A 16,920-nucleotide genomic window follows, 5' to 3' on the forward strand; every position below is an offset into this window, starting at 1 on the left:
CACAGCGTCCTCGACGACCGGTCTCCCGTGTCACCGACGCAACACCTCATCACTTACGCCCCCTGCGCGACCAGTTCTTCGAGCGAATCGTGGCGTATGCGGTGGGTGGGGATACCGAGTCCCACCAGCGCCTCGACCCCGCTGCGGATCATTCCGGGCGGCCCGGAGAGGTAGCCGTCGTACGCGGCCCAGGGGCCGTAACGGCGTACGGCGTCGGGGATTTCACCGGCGAGTGCGTCGGGTACCGCCAGTGCTCCGCCCGCGGCGACGACGGGGCGTACGGACAGCCAGTCGTAGCGGTCCTGGAGCCCCAGCATGGTGTCCAGGTCGTAGAGGTCGTGGTCGGTGCGGGCGCCGTAGAACACCTCGACGGGTCGGATCGTGCCCCGCCCGGCCACGTCCTCGACCAGCGCCTTGATGGGGGCGATGCCGGTGCCGCCGCCCAGGCACAGCAGGCCGCTGTCGGCGCGGTGGTCGACGGTCATCGAGCCCGCCGGGGGCCCGAGCCGCAGCACGTCGCCGGGGCGGGCCCGCTGCACCAGCGAGGAGGAGACCCATCCCGCGGGTACGGACTTGACGTGGAAGGTGAGCAGTCCGTCGGTGCGGGGCGCCGAAGCGAAGGAGTAGTGCCGCCACACGCGGGGCCACCAGGGGGTTTCCAGGCTGGTGTACTGGCCGGCGCGGAAGGGGTAGGGCTGGTCGGGCCGCACGGTGATCACGGCGATCTGCGGGGTGCGGCGCTCGTGGGAGACGATCTCGGCGTCCCACCAGGCGGGGGAGTGGCGTTCGGCCTCGGCCGCCGCGTCGATCATCCGCTGGGAGATCGCGGTGTAGGCGCGCACCCAGGCCGCCTCCGTGCGCGGGCCCCAACTGTGGGGGGCGTAGCGGGCGAGCGCCGCCATGAGGCACTCGCCGACGGCAGGGTAGTGGGTGGGAAGCGTCCCGTACTTGCGGTGTCCGCGGCCCAGGTTGGCGAGGTAGTCGCCGAAGAGTCTGCCGTCGTCGAGGAGGCGTACGGCGGTCAGCAGCGCGCGGAAGAGCCGGTCGCGCTGGCCGTCCATGGCGGCGGGGAACATCTCGCGCAGGTGCGGGTACTGGACGAACAGCAGTGCGTAGAAGTACGCCGTCGCGGCGTCGGAGGAACGTTCCAGCTCCTCCATGCTCACGCGTATCAGCTCGGTGTCGCCCGGCTCGGTGCCCTCGGGCACGTCCCCGGCTGGCGCGTGCGGGTGCGCGGCTTCCGGGTGCGTTTGCATAGCTGCCGGGTGCGTTTGCGCAGTTGCCGGGTGCGTGCCCGCGGCTGCCGGGTGCGAGTCCGCTCGGGAGGCGGAGGCCGGGTGGATTTCCGCGTGTGCGGGGGCTTCCGCCGGGGCGGGGGCCGCCGCCTGGTGCACGGGGGCCGCCTGTCGCGCGGCGGGCGCCTGCTGGGCCGGGGCCCCCTGCCGGGCCGGGGGTTCCTGCTGGGCCGGAGCCGCCGGTGTGGTGCCGTTGCTGGTCGGCGCGGTGTGCTCCGCGGGTGCGGCATCGGACGGCGGGGGCGTGAACCAGCCCCGTCCGCCGCTGCCACCGGCGGACGCACCGTCGCTGCCCGACATGGTGGTCATGCTCGCCTCGCCTTGTACCTCTACCGGATGTGGCGTGCCCATCCGCGTTCCGAAAGTTTCGGCAATCCGCCCCCTGTGAACATCGCGCGTGGAAACCTTCGCAGTTCTCCAGCACGATGCGGGAGGGACCCGACCATACCGTGAAGGCTTCGCTCCACAACCCCCGTTCGCTGTTCCGGCGAATTCCGCCATTCGGAACACCGAAGTGAATTACCGTGGCGGCGGAACCAGCCCGTACGCCTCGCGCAGATCGCGTCCCGCATAGTGGTACGACGCGAGGGAACGCACATGCTCATCGGCGTTGACGGCGACCGAGACGGGCACGGTGGCGAACAGCTCGGCGTCGGAGAGGGAGTCGCCGTAGGCCACGCAGTCGCGTGACGCCACCCCGAATTGGGCACAGAGTTCCTGCGCGATCTTCACCTTCGAGGACGGAGAGAGAATCCCGGCGGGGTCCACCGGCCGCGTGGGATACCTCGCACTTCCGTTCGGCATTGCGCGGGGAACCTCCGGCCACCGTGAACCGTGTGTAGCGTCCGCCCCCCAATCCCGTAGTCGCCGCACAAAGAAATCCGGCGAGAGGGAAATCACCGCGCAGTGCTCCCCGTTCGCCCTGATCTGTTCCCACACCTCCCGGATGCCCGCCAGCCACGGCGCGCCGGTGAAGGCCGCCTCGACGATCTCGTCGGTCAGCTCCGCCCACAGCGCGCACGCCCGCGCGGCGAACTGCGGCGGGGTCAACTCGCGCTGCGCGAACGCGCGTTCCAGGGTGCGGATCTCCCGCTCGACGCCGAGTTGCTGCGCGATCTCGACGGCGGCAGCGGAGCCGTACAACAGGGTGCCGTCGAGGTCGAAGAGGTGCAGTCGGGGGCGCCGTCGTCCCGGCGCCTGCGGTGCGCTCACGTACTCAGCCGGGTCCATACCCGCGATCGTACGAGCCCGCGGACGGCAGCCGGCACCTGGCGGCCACACCCTGCCGTACTCGGCCGCGAGTAGCCGCGGATACTCCCGCCGTCAGACGCCGCCGGGGCCCGCCGGACACAGACTCGGCGGTATGCGGCGACTGACCCGACGTGCCCGCAAAGGCACCCTCGCGCTCCACGTCTGCGCCTCGGCCGGCTGGCTGGGCACGACGCTGTGCCTGCTGGCTCTCGGCCTCACCGCGGCGCTCACCGGCTCCGCGACGGTGGCGGAGGCCTCGTACCGCTCCATGAAGGTGTACGGCGACTGGCTCGTCGGCCCACTCGCCCTGCTCACCCTGGGCACCGGTCTCCTCCTCTCCCTGGGCACCCCGTGGGGGCTGGCGCGGCACTGGTGGGTGTGGGTCAAGTTCTGGCTCACCGCCGCCGCCGCGCTGGCGAGCGTGCTGGCCTTCCGCGTACGGATCGACAGCACGGTGGCCGACGTGGTGGCGGGCCGGCCCGTCCTGCCGTTCGAGCTGGTGATCCCGCCCGCCCTCTCCCTGAGCGCGTACGTCTTCATGACGGTGATCTCCGTCCTCAAGCCGTGGGGGCTGACGGCGCGGGGGCGGCGCCACCGGGCCGCCGCCCCCGCGCGGCGCGTGGCCCGCTCAGCCCCGGCGGGTACCGGCGGAGTGGCGCGCCGGGACAGCTGACCCCCGAAGTCCGCTCCGGGACACGCCCCGAGGTCCGTTCCACGGCACGCCCCGAGGTCCACTCCGGGGCGCCGGACCAGGCGCGGGGCGTCTGCACGGACGTCGGCGAGGAGGGGTGCGCCCTCCTCGAAGCCGCCCGCCCCGCCCACGACGCGGCGCTCGAGGAAACCCTCGGATCCGCCGCCGAGCGGCCCGAACTCGTCCCCTGGTCGCCGCCGTCCGCGAGTTCGCTCCGGCACCGGCGTAACCGGTCGGCCGGCGCCGCCCGGGGCGTAAAGTGCGGAGGATGACCACCGCATCCACCGGCTCGGCCGCGCCCGCCGAGTCACCCACCGAGTCGCCCGACGCGGGGTTCACCGTGCGCAGGGCCACCGCCGAGGACCTCCCCGCGATCGTCGCCATGCTCGCCGACGACCCGCTCGGGGCCGCCCGCGAGACGCCTGCCGACATGGCGCCCTACCGCGCCGCGTTCAGCCGCATCGACCCCGATCCGCAGCAGCACCTGGTCGTCGCCGAACGCGACGGCAAGCCGGTCGGCACGCTGCACCTGACCGTCATCCCCGGCCTGTCGCGCCGCGGGGCCGCCCGCGCGCTGATCGAGGCCGTACGCATCCATGCCGACGCCCGGGGCGAGGGACTCGGCACCTGGCTCATCGAGTGGGCGATCGCCGAGGCACGCCGGCAGGACTGCGTGCTGGTGCAGCTCACCTCCGACGCCACCCGCGTCGACGCGCACCGCTTCTACGAACGGCTCGGCTTCGAGGCCTCACACCTCGGCTTCAAGATGCCGCTGGCCTGAGTCCTCCCGTTCGCACCGGCCGCCCGAGGGCGCCCTCCGTCCCGCCGTCGCCGCCGCGTTCCCCCTGAAGGACGCGACCGAGGCCCACGCGCTCATCGAGAGCCGCCGCAACCTCGGCAAGGTCCCGCTGATCCCGTGAGCGGCCGGCGGGCGCGCCACTCGGCGAGGCACCGGCACGGCGCCTCGGGCCTACCCCACCGGGACCACCCACCGGGAACGGACCCACCCGGACGGAGCCGGCCAGTGGGCCAGCCGGCCCGCTCGCCCGCCGGGCGAGCGCGGCCGCTCCGCCGTCACCTGCCGAGCCGGGCCCGCACACGACCGCGCAACAGCGTGTACTCCGCCGCCCGGCGCAGCGGGCGACCCACCGGGCGGGGCACGGTGACGCCCTCCGTGACGACCTGACCGGCACGGAACTGATCCCGCGTGAGGTCTATCTCACGGCCGCCCGGCAGCCGGTTCCACCAGTGGAAACCCTGCTGCTCGCCGTTGACCGCGTACACCTCCCCGCACATCAGCTCGCCGCCCAGCAGATCGTGCACCACCAGGGCGGTGACATCGCACTGGCCCCAGGAGGGGTTGGCCGGGCTCCAGCCGGCACGGGCCAGGTCGTCCGGCGAGCACGTGTCCGCGCCCCAGGACTGACGCAGGGCCCACTCGAGCCGGCCCAGCCCGCCGTCTATCCGCCCCAACTCCCCCGCACCCACGCCCACACCGGCAACCTCGACCGCATCCACACTCATGCCCGCAAGCATGCCCCACACCACTGACAACGACCCCTGGAGAGTGCGACGGGAGGACACGATCCCGCCACACTGAGGGGAGCCCCCACCCCACAACGGGACACAAGCGAAGGAAACGTCCGGCTCACGGTGCGGCCTCCGGCCGGCCGCCCGGCCCGCGCTCCCCCTCGTCCGCCCCATGGGGAAGGAGGGGGAAGAGCCGAGTGATGAGGGCGACGGGGCGGGCGCCGTCCGGACGGGCCAGCGGACGCTGCTCGCGGTCCTGGTAGGGGGCCAGTGCCCGGCGCACGGCGTCCGCGACCCGGGTCATCTCCTCGGGGGTCAGGTAGGCGACGGCGCTGAAGGCCTCCTCGCGGCGCCACGCGTCCGGCGCCCGGTCCCGCTGGGCGAGCCACCGCTGCCAGCTCTCGTCCTCCAGACCCCGGGCCAGAGCACCGAACTCCGCGGGAGGAGCGCCGAACTCCCCGGAAGAGGCGCCGGACCCCGCGGGGGAAGCGCCGGGCTCCGCGGGGGAGGTGTCGGCGGGCTGCGGCTGTCGCCGCAGGCGCCAGGGCCGGGCACGGCCGCCCGTGTGCGGGGCGTCCTCGATGCGTCCGTGGCGCGCGAGCTGGCGCAGGTGGAACGAGCAGAGCCCGGAGCTGTAGCCCAGCCGCCCGGCTGCTTCGGTCGCGGTGACGGCGCCCACCTCGGCGAGGAGCTCGAGCAGGGCCGTGCGGACCTCGTGCTCGCGCAGTCCGTCGCCGGTGCCGGGCGCCTGCCGGGGTGCGGGGTCGAGGTCGTCTTCAGTCACTTTGCAAAGTCTGCTACTTTGCAAAGTGACTGGCAAGTGGTGGCACGTGGTGAGGGGGTGGCACGTGGTGAGGGGGTGGCACGTGACCGGCATGGGGTCCTTGCCGGGGACGTCGGGCGTGGCGAGGTCCGCCTGGCCCGTGGCGTGCGCGGCGCCGGTGGGGCGCACGCGGAAGGGGAGACAGCGATGCCTGATCGTCGTGAGCGGTCCCGGTACCTCGACCGGCGGGTCCATGTCCAGGGCGGCCCCGTCGCCTCGTACCCGGCACGCGCCCCCGAGGCGGAGCGGGGAGCGGTGCGCCGGGTCACCGAAGTGGGTGAGGAGGTCCTGCACCGCCCGTGCCGCGAGGTGACCGCCTTCGGGTCCGATGACCTCTCGACGCTGATCGACGACATGTTCCTGACGATGTACGTGTCCGACGGCGCGGGGCTCGCCGCCAACCAGGTGGGTGTCAGCCTGCGGCTGTTCGTCTACGACTGCCCCGACGACAACGGGGTGCGGCACGTCGGCCACCTCGTCAACCCCACTCTCGAACTGCCCGACGCGCCGGACCGCCGGCTCCTCGACGACTCCGAGGGCTGCCTGTCCGTGCCCGGCGCCTCCCTGACGGTGCCGCGCACCGACCGCGCCGTCGCTCGCGGGTTCGACAAGGACGGCAACCCCCTCGTCATCGAGGGGACGGGCTACTTCGCCCGGTGCCTGCAGCACGAGACCGACCACCTCTTCGGCCGCACGTACCTGGACAGGCTCTCCAAACGGGACCGCAAGGAGGCACTACGGCAGATGGAGGACCGCCGCGCAGCCGTCCACGCACACCGTGCGGCGAACTCGGCCCAGTTGCGCCACCCCTGAGGCCACACGCGGGGACCGGCCGAGACCGCGGGGTCCGGACCGCCCCGCGGCGCGGACCGTGCACGGCGGTCAGTCGGCCAGCCAGAGGCAGAAGGGGTGCGCCCCTCCCATGCCGCTGCGCCGCCTCCCTTGGCGACGCGACCACCGTGTCAGGCAACCGGGCCTTGTGTCAGGGCCCAGGGACCCAGCGAACCGCGGGCTGAGGTGGCTCAGGGGCCCCACCCGCAGGCGCCCGCACCGTGCTCGTCCGCCGGGAGTGCTCGTCCGTCGAGAATGCTCGTCCGCCAAGAGTGCTCGTCCGCCAAGAGTGAAAGGGCGGTCCGGACGGCTCGGCCCTCGCTAGGGTCCGCCTCATGACGACAGTCACCACGCGCACGGTCGCGTATCCGGCCGACGGGCTGACGATGGTCGGGCACCTCGCGCTCCCCGCCGGCACCGACCGTCGGCCCGCGGTGCTGGTCGGCCCCGAGGGCATGGGGCTCAGCGACGTCGAGCGCCGCCGGGCCGACGCGCTCGCCGCCTCGGGGTACGTGGCGCTGGCCTTCGACGTGCACGGCGGGCGCTACCTGAGCGACCCCCAGGAGATGCTGGCCCGTTGCACGCCGCTGCTCGCCGACCCCGACAGGATGCGGGACATCGGCCGTGCGGCGCTCGACGTACTGCGTGCCGAGCCGCGGGCCGACTCCGACCGGGTCGCCGCCCTCGGTTACGGCACCGGGGGCGCGATCGCACTGGAACTCGGACGCGCGGGCGTCGACCTGCGGGCTATCGGGACGGTCAACGCGCTGACCACGGGGCGGCCCGGCGAGGCGGCGCGCATCCGCTGCCCCGTGTGGGCCGGGGTCGGATCGCAGGACCCGATCATGTCCGCCGAGCAGCGGGCCGCGTTCGCCGCCGAGATGCAGGACGCGGGCGTCGACTGGCGCCTCGTCGTCTACGGCGGTGCCCTGCACGCCTTCCACCATCCGCCGGTCGACCACGACGCGGTCCCCGGCGTCGGTCACCACCCGCTCCACGCGCGGCGGGCCTGGCGCGACGTCCTCGACCTGCTCACCGAGTGCCTGCCCGTGACGGGTCCCTGCCCATAACCGAGCCCTGCCCGTGACGGGCGCCTGCCCATAACAGGGCGGCGGTGCGGTCGGAGCGCGCGGCTCGCGCGCTCGCTCGGGCGTGCACTCGCGCGCTCGCCCACGTGTCGTCTCACGCGTGCGGTGCCGTCGCCCGGATACCGGCGAGCACCACGCCGACGATGCGCTCCGCGTCCTTCCGGGTGAACGGACGCATGCCGCGGTTGACGATGAGGTGGACCGGGCCCGAGATCATCTCGCCGAGGAAGGGGCTGTCCACCGGGGGGAGTTCGCCCCGCTCCACGGCGGTGTCCACCCGCCGCCGCATCGCGGCCACGCGTTCGTCGAGGATCCTGGTCAGCGCCTGGACGGTGCGGCTCTGGCGCGCCGGCTGGACGGCCTGTTCGAGCGTCCGCCCGAACGGTGTCTCCAGACCGCCGGCGAGCGCCACCAAAAAGTCCACCAGGTCCCGGTGGATGTCGCCGGTGTCGGCGACCGAGGCGAGGTCCTCGACGTACCGCAGCAGGGCCTCGACCACCAGTTCCTCACGGTCGGGCCAGTTGCGGTAGACGCTGGTCTTGTGCACGCCGGCGGTCTCGGCGACCTCCTCGTAGCGGAAGTTCGCGATGCCGTCGCGCGCCACGAGTTCGACGGTCGCGGCGAGGATCTGCTCTCTCACCCGCGCGTTGCGGCCGCCCGGGCGTCGTGCGGGCGGCCGGTCAGCGGTCCGGTCGGCCATCGCCACACTCACCTCTCGCTCTTCGCTCGGGTGCCGATTGTCGCCAGGTGCGGCGTTGTAGTGCAAGCCGGTGGCGCGTAAGCTCTTTAAAAGCGACAGTCTGTTTCTTTAATGAGTCGGCTCGCCGCATCAGCAGCCTGCCCGCGAGCCGCACGCACGGCGGGACCGCCTGCCCGACCGGCTCGCGGCACCCGGTCCGTCCACGCACCCGCACCCACCTCCACACCCGCACGGGACCCACCTCAGCGAAACCTGGAGCACACACGTGAAGATCCTTGTCTCCGGAGCCGGTGTCGCCGGCCTCGCATGCGCCCGCGAACTCGGCACCCGCGGCCACGACGTCACCGTCGTCGAGTACGCCCGCCACCTCCGGCTCACCGGCACCCCCATCGACATCCGCGGTGACGCGATCGAGGCCGCGGACCGGATGGGACTGCTCGCGCAGATCAGGGAGCGGCGGGTGAGGATGTCCGAGCTCACCCAGTTCGTCGACGGCGCCGGCGAGCCGGTGGCCCGGATCCCGATGGCCGAGGTCAGCGACTCCGACGACGACATCGAACTCCTCCGCGAGGACCTCCTGCGGATCCTCGCCGACGCGCTCCCCGACACCGCGGCGATCCGCTTCGGCGACTCGATCGAGGCGCTGACCGACAGCGGCGACGAGGGCACCAAAAACGGCGGCGGAGGTGGCGAAGGTGGCGGAGGTGGCGAAGGTGCCGGAGACGGCCGCGGCGGGGTCGGCGTCCGGTTCGCGTCGGGCCGCACCGGGCGGTACGACCTGGTGATAGGCGCCGACGGCCAGCACTCCGCCGTTCGCAGACTGGTGTTCGGGCCCGAGGAGGACTACCTCAGACACCTCGGTGTCTACTTCGCCCTCGCGGACCACCCCGGCCCGACGCGGTCCGAGAGCACCAACGCGATATACAACGTGCCTCGCCGGATGGCAGGCGTCTTCCGGTACGGGGACAGGACCGTCGCGGTCTTCCAGTTCCGCTCGGAGGCGCTCGACTACGACCACCGCGACCTGGCGGCCCAGAAGAGGATCCTGGTCGACGCCTTCGCCGGCCACCGGTCGTGGCGGATCCCCGAACTGCTCGACGCGGCCCTCGCCGACCCCGGTTTCTTCTTCACCTCCGCGAGCCAGATCCACCTGCCCTGCTGGCACCGCGGCCGCGTCGTCCTCGTCGGGGACGCCGGGTACAGCCCGGCCTTCCTCTCCGGCCGTGGCACCTCACTCGCGCTCACCGGGGCCCGCTTCCTCGCCGAGGAACTCGAACGGTGCGGCGACGACCACACCGCCGCGTTCCCCCGCTACGAGACCCGGCAGCGCCCCTACGTCGCCTTCGCCCAGGACCGCGTCCACAGCGGTCGCGACCGCATGCTGCCGACCACCTGGGCCGCCATCGCCGCCCGCAACGAGGCGCTGCGGGCATCCGGCGCCGGCGCGCTGTGAACCGACACGACGTCACGGCCACGGCCATCACCACGACCACGACCGCCCCACAACGCGCACGACCCCACCTCGCAACGCCCTGGAGAGAACGCACCGTGAACGAGCACACCACGCTGGACAAGCCCGACCCGCGACCCGACCCCGCCCCCGGCGCCGCCGCCGCGCCCGGCGCCGCCGCCGGCCCCCAGGAGCACCACTGGAGCAAACGGCTCGTCCTGTGGGCGGCCGTTCTCACCCTCGCCAACGTCCTGGCCGACGTGGCCATCGGCTCACCCATGATGGTCCTGCCCCAGTTACTGGAACACTTCCACACCGACCAGGCCGCATGGCTGAACGCGAGCGCCATGCTGGCCGGGGCCATCTGGTCGCCGCTGCTCGCGAAGTGCTCCGACCTCTTCGGCAAGCGCCGCCTCCTCATCGGCACGCTGCTCCTCGCCTGCACCGGAGCGCTGATCTGCCTCACCGCGCCCAACGTCTGGATCTTCCTGCTGGGCCGCTTCGTGCAGGGCGCCGCCTTCGCCGCGGTCTTCCTCACCGTGGCCCTCGCACGCCAGATCTGCACCGCGCGGGTGGCGATGGCCCTGGTCGGGCTCGTCACGTCCGGGTCGTCGGTCGTCGGCATCATCGAACCGTTCCTGATGCAGCCGGTCATCGACGCGTTCGGCTACCGCAGCGTGTTCGTCGTGGCGGCACTGCTCGCGGCGGCGGCCGCGCTGTGCGTACGGTCCTTCATCCCGGAGTCGCCGATCCGCAGCACCGGCAGGGTCGACCTGGGCGGTGCGCTCCTGCTCGGCGTCGGCCTCGGCGCCGTACTCGCCTACATCAGTCTCGGCAGGGAACTCGGGTGGCTGTCCGGCGGCATGGTCACGCTGCTGGTGGCCGGTGCCGCCGCGTTGGCCGGGTGGGCGTTCCTCGCCCTGCGGGTCGACGACCCCGTCATCGACATCCGGGCCCTCACCCGCCCGATCCTGCTGACGCTGCTGGCCCTCATCCTGGCGGCCGGCTCCTTCCGCAGCATGCTGCAACTGACCAGCATCATCGCCCAGGTGGACCCCGGTCTCGGGCTCGGCTACGGGCTCGGCGACGGAGAAGCCGTCGCGGTGCTGCTGGCCACACCCAATCTCGGCATCGTCCTCGGCGGCACGTGCGCCGGCTGGATCGCGGGACGGTTCGGTCCCGCACCGCCCCTCCTCGGCGGCATCGCCCTCGGGATCGTTTCGACCTTCGCGATGCTGTCGGGCGTCTCTGTGCTCCCGCTGGCGATCGCCTGCGGCGCCATGGTCGGCATGGCCGCCGGCGCGATCGGCGCCTCCGGGTACAACCTGGCGACCGGCATCGAAACCCCCACGCAGCAGGGCACGATCGCCGGCGTGGTGTCGGTCGTGCTCGCCCTCGGCTCGGTCGTCTTCACCTTCGCCGGCGGCGAGGTGCTCAAAGCGACCCGCGTCCCCGACACCCTGGCCGACGGCGCCCCGGTGAGCACGGCGGCCGGCGTCTCTCTCTACGTCACGATGGCGGGCGTGCTCTTCGCCCTCGCGGCGGTGCCCGCGATCATGCTGGTGCGCAGCCGGTCCGCCCAGCCGAGTACGCCGAGTACGCCGCCGGGGTGACCGTGGACTGTGCCGGCCCCTCGGGACCCGCGGAGCCCCGGAATACCCCCGCTCGGTGCGGGGGTTGAGGGGGTGCCTCGTGCGCGGCGGCGTGCTCCCCGGATGGCGGCCCACCGCTGGGGGGACGAGGGCGAGTGAAAGACAGGTGAGAGAGGAAATCCGTCGTGCGGACGGCTGCCGGTGGCCCCGAGGTGCTGCGGCTCGCCGAGCGACCGGTCCCCGGGCCCGGCCCGGGCGAGGTGCGGGTCCGGGTGCACGTCTCGGGCCTCAACCCGACCGACTGGCGCAGTCGCAGACGCGCGCTGCCACCCGGCATGAGCGAGCAGGTGCCCCATCAGGACGGTGCCGGAGTGATCGACACCGTCGGCCCGCAGGTGGACCCGGCGCGGGTCGGGCAGCGGGTGTGGATCTGGGAGGCCGCCTGGGAGCGGCCCTGGGGCACGGCGCAGCAGTACACGCTCGTCCCCGACCGGCAAGCCGTCCCGCTGCCCGACCACGCCGCGTTCGCACTCGGCGCGGCCCTGGGCATCCCGGCCCTGACCGCCCACCGGGCACTGACCGTCCACGACGGCGGGCCCGCACGCCTCGCGCCCGGCACCCTGCACGGCGCGACCGTACTGGTGGCCGGCGGCGCCGGCGCGGTCGGCAACGCGGCCGTCCAGCTCGCCCGCTGGGCCGGGGCGCGCGTCGTCACCACGGTCAGCGGCCCCGCCAAGGCCGCGCTGGCGCGCGCGGCCGGTGCGCACGGCGTCTTCGACTACCGCGCCCAGGACGCGGTCGCGGAGGTCCTGGCCTTCGCGCCCGAGGGCGTCGACATCGTCGTGGAGGTCGCACCGGGCGCCAACGCCGCGCTCGACCTCGCGGTGACCGCGCCGGGAGCCGTGGTGGCCTCCTACTCGGCCGGCGAGGACGAACGCCTGTCCGTCCCCGTGCTCTCCTCGCTCCCGAAGAACCTGCGTTGGCAGAGCGTCTTCGTCTACACCGTGCCGCCCGCGGCCAAACAGCAGGCGCTCACCGACGTCGCGGCGGCCGTGGACGCGGGCGCGCTGCGCGTGGGCGAGGCGGCCGGACTGCCGCTGCACCGCTACCCGCTGGAGCACGTCGCCGACGCCCACACCGCGCTCGAACAGGGCGTCATCGGGAAGGTCCTGCTCGACATTCCGTGACCGTGCCGTCGGCGGCGGGCTCACCCCCGAGGCGTCGCAGCGTACGGGCTCACCCCCGAGGCGTCGCAGCGTGCGGGCCCGCCGCCGGGGCGCCCGGCACCCGGCGTCCCGCTCAGCCGAGGGCGGCGATCATGTCCTCGGCCATGCGGGCGCTGGAGGCCGGGTTCTGCCCGGTGAACAGGTTGCGGTCCCGCACGGTGAACCGCTCGTAGGCAGGCCCGCCCGCGTGCACGGCGCCCCGCTCCCTCAGCCGGGCCGCCAGCAGCCAGGGGGCGCCCTCGGCCGTGCCGAACAGCCGCTCCTCCTCGTCGGTGAACGCGGCCATCCGGCGGCCGGCGAACAGCCACGCCCCTTCCGCGTCCACCGCACTGAGCAGGGCGGCGGGACCGTGGCAGACAGCTCCGATGAGCTTCCCTGCCGCGTCCGCGGCGGTCAGCAGACGGCCGAGAGCAGCGTCCTGGTGGAGGTCCACGACCGGACCGTGGCCGCCGGGCAGCACCACCGCGGCGTAGGCGTCGACGCCGACCTCGTCCAGCTTCAGCAGGGGCCCGTACTCCCGCAGCACCTTCTCCGCGTACGCCACGTGACGGGCACAGTCCGCACCGGCGACCTCGGGGTCGGCGCTGTGCTGGTCGAGCGGCTGCAGCACCCCGCCAGGGGAAGCGAAATCGACCGTATGACCGGCCTCGACGAACCTCTCGTGCGGGGCGGCCACCTCCTCGGCCCAGTATCCGGTCGGATAGACCGAGCCGTCGGTACGCTCCCAGCCACTGGCGGCGGACATGACGATCAGGATCCTGCTCATGGGCACACGGTTCCTCTCGGAGACGGGACGGGACTGCCGCACGGAGAACCCGCTCGGCACCCCTCCACCCTGTGCCGCGCCCCACCCCGGCGGAGGCGCATACCACGCCCTGGGCGACCGCGGACCGCCGAACCCAGGACCGCTGGACCCAGGACGCACCGGGCCCGCCGCGAGCCGTCGCCGTCCGCGACACTGGAGGGTGTGGCCGACAAGAACCATGAACTCGCCGATTTCCTCAAACGCGCCCGCGGCCAGAGCGACCCGTCCAGGGCCGGCCTGCCGCCGGACAGCCGCGTACGGCGCGTCCCGGGCCTGCGCAGGGAAGAGGTGGCACGCCTGGCCGGAGTCTCGACCGACTACTACACCCGCCTCGAACAGGGCAGGAACATCACGCCCTCACCGGCCGTGATCGAGGCCATCGGCCGCGCCCTCGTCCTCGACGAGGCAGGCAGGGCCCACCTGTGGGACCTCCTCGGTGCGACCGCTGCCCCGGCCCGCCGGCACCCAGGACGCGCCCAGCGCGTACGCCAGGGCCTCCACCAGCTCCTCGACGCCCTCGACGGCGCGCCCGCCCTCGTCCTCGGCCGCCGCACCGACGTCCTCGCCGCCAACCGCATGGCGCGCGCCCTGTTCACCGACTTCGAGCAACTGCCGCACCGCGAGCGCAACTACGCCCGCTGGATGTTCCTCGACGACGACGCCCGCGCGCTGTTCACCGACTGGGAGGACCAGGCGCGCGCCGCGGTCGAGAGTCTGCGCCTCGACGCAGGGCGCGACCCCGACGACCAGGCCACCGCCGCCCTCATCGCCGACCTGCGCGCCCGCAGCCACGCGTTCGACGCCTGGTGGGAGCAGCACCGCGTCCATCAACGCACCCACGGCTCCAAGCGCCTGTGCCACCCCCTCGTCGGTGACCTCACCGTCGAGTACGAGACCCTCACACCCCCCGGGGACCCCGACACGACCCTGTACGTCTACACCGCCGAACCCGGCTCCCCCTCGAAACGCGCCCTCGACCTCCTCGCCGGCTGGACCTCCCCCTCCCCCCGGGCCACCACCCACTCGTCCTGAGCGGGCCCTGGACCCCCACACGCGCTCGCCCGCCCGCCGGGCCGGCCGCAGCTCGTCGACGCGGGGACCAAGGCCGGTGCTTCCCGGCCTCCGCTGCGGGTGAGTGGATCAGCGCAGGCCGGCGAAGAGGTCGTTCTCGGGAACGGCCGCGCCGGTGGTGTCCTGGACCCGTACGAAGGTCTCCATGCCCATGAACTCGCCGAACTTCTCCTTGCCCATTTTGAGGAAGAAGATGTTCTCGCCCTGACTGGCGTGCGCGGCGAGCGAGTCGAACTTCTGGTCGCTGAACGCGGTGGTGTCCACCCACGTGGTGATCTCGTCGTCGGGGAGGCCGAGCTCGGCCATCGCGGCGGCCTCGGCAGGATCCGGCTCCGGCATGTCCGGATGGAACTCGCGCATGACCTCGCCGAACCGCTGCATGCCCGAGCGGGGCATCGTGGTCCAGTACACCTTCGGTGTCAGCGCGGTCGTCTCCAGCGCCGCCATCGTGATGCGGTGGGCCTGGATGTGGTCGGGGTGGCCGTAGAAGCCGTTCTCGTCGTAGGTGACGACCACATCGGGTCGGTAGTGCCGCATCAGTTCCGCGAGCCGGGCCGCGCCTTCCTCCACGGGGGTCCGCCAGAAGGACCCGGGCGCGTCGTTGCTCGGCCAGCCCACCATTCCGGAGTCGGCATAGTCCAGCATCTCCAGATCGCTGACCTTGAGGGCTTCACAGCTCGCCTCGAGTTCTCGACGGCGCATCGAGGCGACGGCCGCCGGATCGTGCCCGGGATCGCCCGGTTTCACACCCCCCGGCCCGTCACCGCAACCACCGTCGGTACACGTCACGAGAACCGTGCGGACGCCTTCCGCCGCGTACCGAGCGAGGACCCCTCCGGTTGAGGTGGCCTCGTCGTCGGGGTGGGCGTGTACGGCCATGAGCGTCAAGGGCCGGTCGGTCTTCAAGCAGTCCTCCTGCGGAGATACGTCGTGATCCGAGTGTGCGGCGGGCGTACCGCGATTCCGGGACCCGGTTCCTGCCGAGGCAACTGACCTTGCGGTCTCCGAGTTCCCCGCCCGTGCGGCGCCGAGCGCTCGATCGATGCAACGCCGCCGGCCTGGCCCGCTGTTCCCGGCGCGGCCGCACGTCTCAGGAACGTGTCGTTTCCTCGCTCCCGAGGCCCTGCCAGATGTAGCTGCTCAAGCCCCATCTCGACACGGGCGACGGCCTGGGCCCTCTCCATCTGGGCGAAGCCGAGCGTGTCGGAAGGCATGTGGGCAGCGTCCCAGGAGCCACTGACAGTGGACGGCTTGGGACTTCGGCCCCGCTGCGTGAGGGGCGGAGGCGTGGTGCGAGCGTGTCGGTCATGACCACTGACACACCAGCGGATGTGCGCGTCACCCAGGCATGGAGCCGGATCGTGGAATGGCTGGCCGAGTACGCCCAGCCGTCGTACGCGGCCCTGAGACCCGGCGCCTGCGAGGACGAGATCACGGCTGCGGAAGAAGCCCTCGGCGTGAGCGTTCCGGAGGAGTTGAAGGCGCTGTGGCGGCTGTCCGCCGGGGAGGACGGCGTAGCCGGTTCGGGGCTCATGCTGGGCTCCTGGGCCCTGATGCCGCTCGACGCCGTGATCGAGGTCCATCGGACGCGGATGCGGTTGCAGGACGGCATGGACGACACCGCGGACGAGGACGCCCTGGCCCAGTGGAAGCCCTCCTGGATACCGTTCTGCTCCTTCGACCCCGACGACACCGACGACGGCCTCTACGTCGACGGCGTGACCGGTGAGGTGGCGCAGTGGACCAGGTTCGGTGAGTGCGAGCGGGAGTACGCGTCGCTGCCCGCCTACCTGGAGCTCATGGCGGTCAGCCTGGAAGCCCCCTTGACGGCGGCCGGCCCGGAGAAGCCCGGCATGGTGGGCGGCGCCCTGGTGTGGGGACCCCCTCGTGACGAGGAGCGCGAGGACCGGTGGAGGCGCCACCTCGGCGAGGCCCCGCCGCGCCACCCCGCCAAGACCCTCGGCGCGATCCGGGGAGCTCTGCCCGGCGAGGCGGGCGAGGAGTTCGACGAGCGGCGCGACGCCCTCGACCTGGCCGACCCCGAGGCCGTCGCCGCCTTCCTGGACCACTGGTGGGAGCGTGCCGTGCGGGCGCAGAAGGAGCTGGAGGACGACGTTGCCGCCGCGCTGGGCGGGAACATCATGGCGCAGCCCGGCCACAAGCTGGCGCCGGAGTACGAGGCCACGCTGCCGCCCGCCATCCGCCACCTCCCGCCGTCCCTGCACGACATCAGCGCCGCCCTGCGCCACGAGAGCGTCCGCGCACGCTTCAGCCAGGACCTGATGGACTCGATCCCGCCGCACTATCCGGCGCTGCTGCTGCGGTGGTGGGACATCGCCCGCCTGATGGCCGACCCGCGCGGCGATCGGGCCGTACGCGCCGTCGTCAACGGCCGCCGCACCGCGGGCTAGGAGTTGTCTTCAAATGTCACGCCCATATCAGGAGCGAGGCGAGGGTGACGGCTGCTTGGTAGGACTCGGCGGTCTTGTCGTAGCGGGTCGCGATGCCACGCCACTGCTTGAGTCGGTTGAAGCACCGTTCCACGACGTTGCGCCGCTTGTAGAGCC

Annotated in this window: 17 protein-coding genes and 1 pseudogene; 10 read left to right on the forward strand and 8 right to left on the reverse strand. The window is 73.0% G+C overall.

All coding sequences use genetic code 11. The features are described from left to right. Positions 1 to 53 precede the first annotated feature (53 nt). Both DTL70_RS32980 and DTL70_RS32985 read right to left on the reverse strand, forming a co-directional pair. Positions 54 to 1,604, reverse strand: coding sequence for a globin domain-containing protein (locus DTL70_RS32980; RefSeq protein ID WP_114025687.1), 1,551 nt, complete (start codon positions 1,602 to 1,604; stop codon positions 54 to 56). Between the two features lie 210 nt (positions 1,605 to 1,814). After that, positions 1,815 to 2,525, reverse strand: a complete 711-nt coding sequence (locus DTL70_RS32985; protein WP_114025688.1) for an HAD family hydrolase — start codon at positions 2,523 to 2,525, stop codon at positions 1,815 to 1,817. Between the two features lie 133 nt (positions 2,526 to 2,658). Here DTL70_RS32985 and DTL70_RS32990 point away from each other — a divergent pair, with 133 nt between their 5' ends. The 3 genes and pseudogenes from DTL70_RS32990 to DTL70_RS33000 form a co-directional block, all read left to right on the forward strand. Beyond that, on the forward strand, positions 2,659 to 3,219 hold the full coding sequence (locus DTL70_RS32990) for a DUF2269 domain-containing protein (RefSeq protein WP_114025689.1): 561 nt from the start codon (positions 2,659 to 2,661) through the stop codon (positions 3,217 to 3,219). Between the two features lie 400 nt (positions 3,220 to 3,619). Next, the gene (locus DTL70_RS32995; RefSeq protein WP_423835613.1) at positions 3,620 to 4,018 is read left to right on the forward strand and encodes a GNAT family N-acetyltransferase; all 399 of its coding nucleotides are present in this window, start codon (positions 3,620 to 3,622) and stop codon (positions 4,016 to 4,018) included. A gap of 37 nt (positions 4,019 to 4,055) precedes the next feature. Then, positions 4,056 to 4,157, forward strand: a pseudogene (locus DTL70_RS33000) (zinc-binding dehydrogenase); the annotation flags it as partial. A 154-nt stretch (positions 4,158 to 4,311) separates the two neighbouring features. Here DTL70_RS33000 and DTL70_RS33005 read toward each other — a convergent pair. Both DTL70_RS33005 and DTL70_RS33010 read right to left on the reverse strand, forming a co-directional pair. After that, positions 4,312 to 4,761 (reverse strand): YunG family protein, encoded by a 450-nt coding sequence (locus DTL70_RS33005; RefSeq protein ID WP_242752269.1) that lies wholly within the window; start codon positions 4,759 to 4,761, stop codon positions 4,312 to 4,314. 124 nt (positions 4,762 to 4,885) lie between these two features. Further along, positions 4,886 to 5,551: an ArsR/SmtB family transcription factor gene (locus DTL70_RS33010; protein WP_114025691.1), complete on the reverse strand. Its 666-nt coding sequence runs from the start codon at positions 5,549 to 5,551 to the stop codon at positions 4,886 to 4,888. 186 nt (positions 5,552 to 5,737) lie between these two features. On the opposite strand from DTL70_RS33010, the gene def reads away from it, so the two are divergent. Both def and DTL70_RS33020 read left to right on the forward strand, forming a co-directional pair. After that, positions 5,738 to 6,403 (forward strand): peptide deformylase, encoded by a 666-nt coding sequence (gene def, locus DTL70_RS33015; RefSeq protein WP_114025692.1) that lies wholly within the window; start codon positions 5,738 to 5,740, stop codon positions 6,401 to 6,403. 353 nt (positions 6,404 to 6,756) lie between these two features. Then, positions 6,757 to 7,491, forward strand: a complete 735-nt coding sequence (locus DTL70_RS33020; RefSeq protein WP_114025693.1) for a dienelactone hydrolase family protein — start codon at positions 6,757 to 6,759, stop codon at positions 7,489 to 7,491. A 112-nt stretch (positions 7,492 to 7,603) separates the two neighbouring features. Here the strand turns inward: DTL70_RS33020 and DTL70_RS33025 are convergent, their stop codons facing one another. Beyond that, positions 7,604 to 8,209 carry a TetR/AcrR family transcriptional regulator gene (locus tag DTL70_RS33025; protein ID WP_114025694.1) on the reverse strand — a complete coding sequence of 202 codons (606 nt, stop codon included), beginning with the start codon at positions 8,207 to 8,209 and terminating at the stop codon, positions 7,604 to 7,606. Positions 8,210 to 8,474: 265 nt separating this feature from the next. Between DTL70_RS33025 and DTL70_RS33030 the strand changes: the two genes are divergently transcribed. The 3 genes from DTL70_RS33030 (at position 8,475) to DTL70_RS33040 (ending at position 12,438) form a co-directional block, all read left to right on the forward strand. Further along, complete coding sequence (locus DTL70_RS33030; protein ID WP_114025695.1) at positions 8,475 to 9,662, forward strand: FAD-dependent monooxygenase; 1,188 nt, start codon at positions 8,475 to 8,477, stop codon at positions 9,660 to 9,662. 95 nt (positions 9,663 to 9,757) lie between these two features. Next, the gene (locus DTL70_RS33035; protein WP_245980318.1) at positions 9,758 to 11,272 is read left to right on the forward strand and encodes an MFS transporter; all 1,515 of its coding nucleotides are present in this window, start codon (positions 9,758 to 9,760) and stop codon (positions 11,270 to 11,272) included. Positions 11,273 to 11,436: 164 nt separating this feature from the next. Further along, positions 11,437 to 12,438 (forward strand): NADPH:quinone reductase, encoded by a 1,002-nt coding sequence (locus DTL70_RS33040; protein WP_114025696.1) that lies wholly within the window; start codon positions 11,437 to 11,439, stop codon positions 12,436 to 12,438. A gap of 112 nt (positions 12,439 to 12,550) precedes the next feature. Here the strand turns inward: DTL70_RS33040 and DTL70_RS33045 are convergent, their stop codons facing one another. Then, positions 12,551 to 13,243: a type 1 glutamine amidotransferase domain-containing protein gene (locus DTL70_RS33045; RefSeq protein WP_114025697.1), complete on the reverse strand. Its 693-nt coding sequence runs from the start codon at positions 13,241 to 13,243 to the stop codon at positions 12,551 to 12,553. Between the two features lie 201 nt (positions 13,244 to 13,444). Between DTL70_RS33045 and DTL70_RS33050 the strand changes: the two genes are divergently transcribed. Then, positions 13,445 to 14,314 (forward strand): helix-turn-helix transcriptional regulator, encoded by an 870-nt coding sequence (locus DTL70_RS33050; protein WP_114025698.1) that lies wholly within the window; start codon positions 13,445 to 13,447, stop codon positions 14,312 to 14,314. 108 nt (positions 14,315 to 14,422) lie between these two features. On the opposite strand, the gene DTL70_RS33055 is transcribed toward DTL70_RS33050, so the two are convergent. Then, positions 14,423 to 15,232, reverse strand: a complete 810-nt coding sequence (locus DTL70_RS33055) for a PIG-L family deacetylase (RefSeq protein ID WP_114025720.1) — start codon at positions 15,230 to 15,232, stop codon at positions 14,423 to 14,425. A 428-nt stretch (positions 15,233 to 15,660) separates the two neighbouring features. Here DTL70_RS33055 and DTL70_RS33065 point away from each other — a divergent pair, with 428 nt between their 5' ends. Further along, positions 15,661 to 16,764, forward strand: coding sequence for an SMI1/KNR4 family protein (locus DTL70_RS33065; protein ID WP_181861164.1), 1,104 nt, complete (start codon positions 15,661 to 15,663; stop codon positions 16,762 to 16,764). Between the two features lie 16 nt (positions 16,765 to 16,780). On the opposite strand, the gene DTL70_RS33070 is transcribed toward DTL70_RS33065, so the two are convergent. Beyond that, on the reverse strand, positions 16,781 to 16,920 hold a 140-nt coding region (locus DTL70_RS33070; protein WP_147266856.1), incomplete at its 5' end, for a transposase.

Source organism: Streptomyces diacarni (genome assembly GCF_003323715.1).
GTDB classification, from domain to species: domain Bacteria; phylum Actinomycetota; class Actinomycetes; order Streptomycetales; family Streptomycetaceae; genus Streptomyces; species Streptomyces diacarni.